5 protein-coding genes and 3 pseudogenes are annotated in these 7175 nt (G+C 74.8%); 4 read left to right on the forward strand and 4 right to left on the reverse strand.

Features of this window, described 5'->3' with window-relative positions; all coding sequences use genetic code 11:
* The first annotated feature begins 44 nt into the window (after nt 1–44).
* Entirely contained in the window at nt 45–1256 is a 1212-nt protein-coding gene (locus tag ABZ896_RS35850) for a serpin family protein (RefSeq protein ID WP_360938464.1), read from the forward strand.
* A 23-nt stretch (nt 1257–1279) separates the two neighbouring features.
* Here the strand turns inward: ABZ896_RS35850 and ABZ896_RS35855 are convergent, their stop codons facing one another.
* Complete coding sequence (locus ABZ896_RS35855; RefSeq protein WP_360938467.1) at nt 1280–2110, reverse strand: oxidoreductase; 831 nt, start codon at nt 2108–2110, stop codon at nt 1280–1282.
* Between the two features lie 143 nt (nt 2111–2253).
* Here ABZ896_RS35855 and ABZ896_RS35860 point away from each other — a divergent pair, with 143 nt between their 5' ends.
* On the forward strand, nt 2254–3171 hold the full coding sequence (locus ABZ896_RS35860; protein WP_360938470.1) for a squalene/phytoene synthase family protein: 918 nt from the start codon (nt 2254–2256) through the stop codon (nt 3169–3171).
* A 53-nt stretch (nt 3172–3224) separates the two neighbouring features.
* Here the strand turns inward: ABZ896_RS35860 and ABZ896_RS35865 are convergent.
* Nucleotides 3225–3329, reverse strand: a pseudogene (locus tag ABZ896_RS35865) (DUF418 domain-containing protein); the annotation flags it as partial.
* A 16-nt stretch (nt 3330–3345) separates the two neighbouring features.
* Between ABZ896_RS35865 and ABZ896_RS35870 the strand changes: the two are divergent.
* Nucleotides 3346–3693, forward strand: a pseudogene (locus ABZ896_RS35870) (two-component sensor histidine kinase); the annotation flags it as partial.
* A gap of 11 nt (nt 3694–3704) precedes the next feature.
* On the opposite strand, the gene ABZ896_RS35875 reads toward ABZ896_RS35870, so the two are convergent.
* Both ABZ896_RS35875 and ABZ896_RS35880 read right to left on the reverse strand, forming a co-directional pair.
* Entirely contained in the window at nt 3705–5090 is a 1386-nt protein-coding gene (locus tag ABZ896_RS35875; protein WP_360938473.1) for a hypothetical protein, read from the reverse strand.
* Between the two features lie 426 nt (nt 5091–5516).
* On the reverse strand, nt 5517–5942 hold the full coding sequence (locus tag ABZ896_RS35880; protein ID WP_360938476.1) for a hypothetical protein: 426 nt from the start codon (nt 5940–5942) through the stop codon (nt 5517–5519).
* A 115-nt stretch (nt 5943–6057) separates the two neighbouring features.
* Here ABZ896_RS35880 and ABZ896_RS35885 point away from each other — a divergent pair.
* A pseudogene (locus ABZ896_RS35885) lies at nt 6058–7175 on the forward strand (hypothetical protein); the annotation flags it as partial.

Consider the following 7175-nt stretch of genomic DNA (forward strand, 5'->3'; position numbering starts at 1 on the left):
ACGTACGACAGGCGCATGCTATGCGCGGGACACACGGGGGCGGAATGCCGGTCACACTGGCGACGATCCGCGCGGTGAACGGTCTCACGACGAGATGGTCCGACACCGTGACCGGGAACGGAACGGCTTTTTCGGCGCTGGGGGTGTGGCCGCTGCTGGCGCTCCTCGCGGACGGCGCCGGCGGACCGGCCCGGACCGAGCTCGCGGAGGCCGTCGGCCTGCCGCCGGAGCGATCGGCCGGCGCGGCCCGCGAACTCCTGGGCGCGCTCAGGACCGTGCGCGGTCTGGACTCGGCCCTCGGGGTGTGGACCCGGCGCACGCTGGAGCTGCGCGAGGAGTGGGCGGCCGGACTGCCGGCCCACGCGCACGGCGTGCTCACCGGGGACCCGGCGACGGACCGGCGGGCCCTGGACGGCTGGGCGGCCGAGCGGACGGGCGGGCTGATCGAGCGGATGCCGGTGTCGGTCCGGGACGACCCCGAACTGGTGCTGGCGAGCGCGCTGGTGCTGCGGACGGACTGGCTGCGCCCGTTCCGGGACTTCCTGATGCTGCCGGAGACCGGCCCGTGGCAGGACCGCGAGCTGCTGGGCCTGTACCGCACCAGCACCCTGCTGGACCGGATCGGCGTGGCCGACACACCGCACGGCCGGGTCACCGAGCTGAAGGTGCTGGGCGACACCGCCGTGGACGTCCATCTCCTGCTCGGCGAGGAGCACATGACGCCGGGGCAGGTGCTGGGGGCGGGCGTCGGCATCCTGGACCGCCGGCGCCCGGTGCTGTCGGGTCTGCACTTCCCCTACGGCGAACCGGGGCCCGGCGTGAGTGTCGTCAAGCTGCGTACCGCGCGGCCGCAGCCGCCGACCCTCGCGGTGAGCACCGCCGCGTTCGAAGTGCGGGCGCAGCACGATCTGTTGGAGCTGGACCGGCTGTTCGGGCTCGGCTCGGCCCGCGACACCACGCGCGGGCACTTTCCCGGTGTCAGCGACTTCCCGCCGGCCGTCGGGTCGGCCCGGCAGTCCGTCCTGGCGAGGTTCACCGCTACGGGGTTCCGCGCCGCCGCGGTGACCGCCGTCGCGGCGGCGCCCGGTGGGGTCCCGGCCCTGCGCTGGACTACGACCCGGATCCGGGCCGCGTTCGACCGCCCCTTCGGCTTTCTCGCCGTGCACCGCCATTCGCGGCTGGTGGTGGCGTCGGGGTGGGTGACGGATCCGGAGGTGTATCCGCGCGAAGCGGCCATGCCGACCGAGGAGTTGTGACGGGGTGCCGGTTCTGCCGGGTGTCAGTCGTCCAGTGCCGTAGCCCTCGTCCGCTTCTCCCAGGCCGCGATGTCCTCGCGGACCTGGTCGAGGTGGGTGAGGACCGCGGTGACGCCGTCGTCGCCGAGGGGGAGGCGGAGGGGGGTGCGGTCCGCCTGGAGGGCGGCCAGGACGAGTGCGGCCGCCTTCGCCGGGTCGCCCGGCTGCGCTCCGTCGCCGCCGGCCACGGCTTCCCGCGTGCCGCGCACCTTGGCGTACACCCCGCTGTCCGCGCTGACCCCGGCCCGCCCCGTGTCGAACAGCGCCGTCCGGAAGGCGCCCGGTTCGACGACGAGCACCTTGACGCCGTACTCCGCGACCTCGTCCGCGAGCGCCTCGGACATGCCCTCCAGGGCGAACTTCGTCCCGCTGTACGCCGAGAACCCGGCGAAGGACATCTGCCCGCCCATGCTGCTCATCTGCACGATCGCGCCGGAGCGCCGCTCGCGCATAGACGGCAGCACGGCCCGCACGAGCGCCGCGGGCCCGAAGACATGCAGGTCGAACAGGTCGCGCAGCTCCTGCTCGGCGGTCTCCTCGAAGGCGCCGACATGGGTGCGGCCCGCGTTGTTGACCAGGACGTCGATCCGCCCGTGCCGGGCCAGTACGTCCCGTACGGCGGCCCCGGCGGCGGCCGTGTCGCCGACGTCCAGGCGCAGCGCCTCCGCCCGGCCGGGGTGGGCGGCCACCAGGTCCTCCAGCCCCTCCGGCCGTCGTACCGCACCGACCACGGTGTCCCCCTCGGCCAGCGCCGCCTCGGCGATCGCCCGCCCCAGTCCGCTGCTCGCGCCCGTGATCAGCCAAACCCTGGTCATCTGGTCCTCCGTCCGGCGTGGGGCTCCAGCCTGCGCCGCCCGCGCGCCGGAGCGCCACCGGATTGCGGCGGGACATCACCGACAATGGCGGGGAGCTGCGCGTGCGCGGCCTCGCGGAACGTCCGAAGCAGAGGGAAGTGCACATGCCTGGGCCTGGGTTGACGACCTGGCGGCGGAGCCTGGACTCCGCCGGGATCCACGATCCCGCACTGCGGCGCGACTACGGCGTCCAGCGGCGGCTGGTGGCGCGCGAGCGGCGCAGCTCCTACCTCGCGGCCCGGCTGCTGCTGCCGCCCGCGCTGCTGCCGCACGTGGTGGCGGCGACCGCCGTGATGCACCACGGCGACGATCTCCTGGACACCGGGCCTAAACCGCAGCGGGTGGCGGCGTGGGCGTCCTGGGAACAGCGGGTGCGCAAGGCCCTGGAGACGGGCGCCGGGGACGATCCGCTGATCCGGACGCTCCTGCACACCGTCGCCGCGCGGCCGCGGCTGCGGGCGGTGGTGGAGGAGTATCTGGCCACCGCCGACGCGGAGTTGGAGTTCTCCGGCTTCGCCACCGAGGGCGACTACCAGGCCTACGTCGACGCGTACTCGATGCCCGCGTTCATGCTGGTCGGCACGCTGGTGGGGCCGGAGGACGACGACGGCCGGTTCCGGGCGGCGTGCCGGACGCTCATCGACGGCGCCCAGCGCCTCGACTTCCTCAACGACCTCGCCGAGGACCTCCGGGAGGGGCGGCTCGGCATCCCGGAGCAGACCCTTCAGCGTTACGGCGTCACGGTCGGGGACCTCGCGGCGGGCCGGGTGCCGGAGGGTCTGCGGGCGCTGCTGGACGACCAGTTGGCGGTCGCCCGGGCCTCGCTGGAGGCGGCACGGGAGGTCCGCGCCCTGACCCCGCCCCCGCACCGGCCGCTCCTCGACGCGGTCATCGGCATCGAACTGCTGACGGCGGACGCGGTCCGGTCACGGGGTCCGGCCCTTCTCCTACGGGGGTCCGCGCGGCCGCCGTTGGGGGGCACGCTGCGGATTCTGCGGGGTGCGCGGAGGGGCGGCGGCTGAGGGGGCTGTCGGGACCGGCGGAGGGTGCTCGCCGGAGCTGGTCCGTGGCCGCCTCACCGCACCAGTTCCGCCGGTTTCGTCGCCTTGGTGACGAGCCACTCCAGAGGGCCGCGTCGGAAGAAGCGGGACCACAGGGTCGCGAAGACGGTGACGGCGAGGGCACGCGCGCGGGGGAGGCTCGTCACGACCAGCGGGATCGAGGCGGAACTGAGCGGCGGGCTCCCGCCGGAGGTCGGCACCACGGCCCAGCGCGCGGTGTACCGGACCGTCCAGGAGGCCCTCACCAACGTCCGCAAGCACGCGCCGGGCGCCCGCGCGGCCGTACACCTGTGACACACGGGCGACTCCTACGGCGTGACCGTCACCAACACCCCGCCGACCCGGCCCGCCCTCCCCCTCCTCGGCCAGGGCCTGGTCGGCCTCGGCGAACGGGCCGAACTCCTGGGTGGCACCCTCGAATCCGGGCCCACGCGCGAGGGCGGTTACGAGGTGAGCCTGAGCATCCCGGCCGGCGACGGCTGACCGCGGCCTGTCTATGTCCGGCGTTCGGCGGGTGTCAGGCCCCGCTCCCGGAGCACGTCCAGCACCGCACCGGCGACCGCACCCGTCCGGCGTCTGCGGAGGTCGAGGACGGGGCCCGGGTTGGAGAGGCCGTGCGTGGCCAGCAGGTTCATCAGGGGCCAGAGGGCGTCGGAGCGTGGCGGCAGCCGGACCTCACGGGCGTCGGGGGCGATGACCGTGGCCGTCGTGACGCCCGCGAGGAGGTTGGTGCGGGTCCAGTCGACATCGTAGGAACGGCCGTTGGGGCTCACCTGGAGCACCGCCTCCCTGGTGTGGTTCAGGAGGGCGAGGTAGTTCATCGGCACGGTCAGCCGCAGGGCCGCGTCGAACGGGCGCGAGCCGTCCGCGGGTTGGACGCGCAGCACCGTGTCGAGCACCGGGCCGTGGTCCTGGAAGGTGGTCCGGCCGCGCATCTCCAGGAACCGGGCCCGCACCAGGTGGCCACCGCGGCGCGCCCATCCCCGGCCGACATGTCCGAACCCGCCTTCCTCGCCCGGGAGTTCGTCCACCAGCAGCCGCGCCTCCTCGCCCGGCTCGGTCACCGGCGCCCGGTCCTCGGGGTGGGCGCGGGCCCGCTCGGCGACGGCGCCGTAGCGGGCCGCCGTACGCTCGTCCAGGCGCCGCAGGTCGATCGTGTCGCCGACCATCACGACCCCGCCGGCCTCCCGCGAGATCCGCATCTGCGCGAGCTGGCGGCCGGTCCGCCGGGTCACGTCGGTCACCCGGCCGTCGAGGTCGATCACCCGGCAGGTGCGCGTGCCCGCGAGCAGGGCGCTGCGCGGCCAGTGGACGGTGACCCCGCCGTCGCCGTCGCCCGCCGGGTCGACGAGGACGGCCAGGCGGCCCGCCGTGACCGCCGACAGGCACAGCGACGGCACCCGCCACTCGCCGGTGACCTCGCGCTCGGTGTCGGTGTGCAGGCGCAGCCGCATCCCGACCACGGGCGTGAACTCGTCGGGGGCGTAATCGCCGTAGTGGGTGGTGAACGTCGCCTCGCCGTCGGGGCTGTAGCGCACGAGCGACGCCTCCAGGACGTCCGCGCGCACCAGGTGGGCGCCCGCCGGGCCCGGCGCGGACTTCGGCGCCCACATCACGAAGGTGTCGTCCGCGTACCGGTCGGTCCGGCCGTTCCGCACGTGGTCCCCGCGGGTGACCCGGGGGTGGAGCCGCCGGGTGGCGACGGCGGCCATGACGGGGATCAGGACGGTGACGACCGCGCCGCCCGCGCCCACCGCGAGGCCCCAGCGCTCGCCCTCGTGCCAGGCGGCCCATCCCACGGCGAGGAAGAACGGTCCGGCCGAGCAGCAGACCGCGGTGAACACGAACTGGCCGACGAAGACGCCGGTACGGCCGCGCATGGTCACTCCTCTCTGGTCGCTTCATGCTGTTTTTTGTCTTTTTATGTCGCTGCCAGTCGGGGTGGCCGGTCAGAGCTCGACGCGGTACAGGCCGCCGGACGGGTCGACGACCGCCGTGAGCCGCGCGCCCTCGTGCAGGGCGTCGTGGGACGAGCGGCGCCAGGTCGCCTCGAACGTCCGGAACCCCGGCCCGCCGACCCGCAGCGCGACCTCGACCCCGGCGTCCTCTCCGTCGTCCCACGGGGTCAGCCCGGTGACCTCCGAGGTCGCCGGGACCCCGCGTCGTCGAGCCGCCCAGCATGACCGGTCCGCACAGGCACATCAGCAGGGCGTCGACGTAGAGGTTGGCGGCGCCCCACGGGCCGATCCGCGAGACCCGCGTCCACCGGATGCCGTCTCCGTCGTCGTCCTCGGCCATGGTCGTCGTTACGGGTTCACGCCGTCCCCGGCGTAGAGGTAGCCGCCGGGCCGGGACGGGTCGGCGATCAGGAGGACCTGGTCGCCGGGGCGGGGGATGCGGAGTTTGGAGACGACCGTCCGGAGGGTGACCGGGGCGGTCGTGCCGGTCGGCCGGAGGACCAGGTCGACGACCGGGTCGTGGTTGACGAGTCCGCCGGTGTCGGTGAGCGAGACGACGACGGCGGGTACGGTCGGCGCGCCCGCGGCCAGCAACTGCCGTACGTCCTGGCCCGATCGGTACGCCCCGAGGGACTCCTGGACCCGGGCGAAGTCCTCCTGGCCGAGGAAGGCGCGCGTGGCACGGCCGTAGAAGCCCTTGCCGCTCGCCACCTGTCCCGCGATGTCGGCGGCCCGCTGCTCGCGGTTCCCGCCACGCTTCCCGAAGATTCCCATGGCCGCTTCTCCTTGTGGTGAGCCGGTGCGGTGCACGGTCGGGACGCTAGGCGGGGCGGGGCCTCTACCGATCCCAGGTTCGCCCGTCTGTTCGGGGAGGACGTACGCTCCCCGCATGCCGCTTCCGCGCCGGTCGACCGTCGGGTCCCGGGCCCGTGCCCAGGTCATCGACCGTGCCTGGCGGAGTCTCGGGCCGGGGCTCGAGCCGCTGAGCGGGCCCGGTGGGGCGCCGTTGACGCGGTCCGTGAAGCTGATCGTGCTGCCGCTGATCGTGCGGCCCGCGCTGCGTCCCGAGCTCGCGACGGACTTCCTCGGACCGGAGCAGGCGGCCCGGCTCGACGCGCTGATCCGGGAGTCCGGCCCGCTGCTCACGGCGACGGCACGCTGGTTCACACTGCTCAAGAAGGCCCGGCGGGCGCTGGGTGTGGTGGCCGGAAACCCCCAAGACCTGTACTTCCAGCGCTGCTTCGAGCTGGCCACGGAGCACGGGGCGCCTTCGGCCGGCGCGGAGTCCTTGGCCAGGGCGGTGGTGGAGGAGGTCGCGGACGCGGGCGGCGGACGCACGGTGGACGCGCTGAGAACCCACCTCGCGGACGAGGGCCTACGCGCCCGGCTCGACGCGGAGTTGGCGGGGCGGTGGGAGAGGCGGGGGCGGGTGGGGGGCGGTGGTGCGGCCGGGGTGCTGGGAGCGGCGGTGATCGGACCGGCAACGGTTGGACCGGCAACGGTTGGACCGGCAACGGTTGGATCAGCGGCACTCGGATCAGCGGCACTCGGCGCAGAGGGCTTCGCGGCGGCGGTCCTCGCATCGGCGACCGAGGCCCTCGACGCCTGCGGTGCGCCGGGCGACTCACCGGCGTACGCGGCCATGATCGAGGCGGGACACGGCGAGCTGTTCGGCCGGGCTCTGTGGGGACCGCCCGACGAAGGCGAGCGCTGGGGCCGGGGCAACCGGGAGCCGGCCGACGGAGGCGGGGGCCGGAGCGGCGAGCAGCCAGGCAGCGAAAGCGCAGGCCGGGGCGGCGAGGAGCCAGGCAGCGAAAGCGCAGGCCGCGACGGCGAAGAGCCACCCGGCGGAAGCGCAGGCCGCGACGGCGAAGAGCCACCCGGCGGAAGCGCAGGCCGCGACGGCGAAGAGCCACCCGGCGGAAGCAGGAGCCGGCGCGGCGAGCAGCCACCCGGCGGAAGCAGGAGCCGGCGCGGCGAGCAGCCACCCGGCGGAAGCAGGAGCCG

The sequence above is a fragment of the Streptomyces sp. NPDC047072 genome (assembly GCF_040643855.1).
GTDB lineage: Bacteria > Actinomycetota > Actinomycetes > Streptomycetales > Streptomycetaceae > Streptomyces.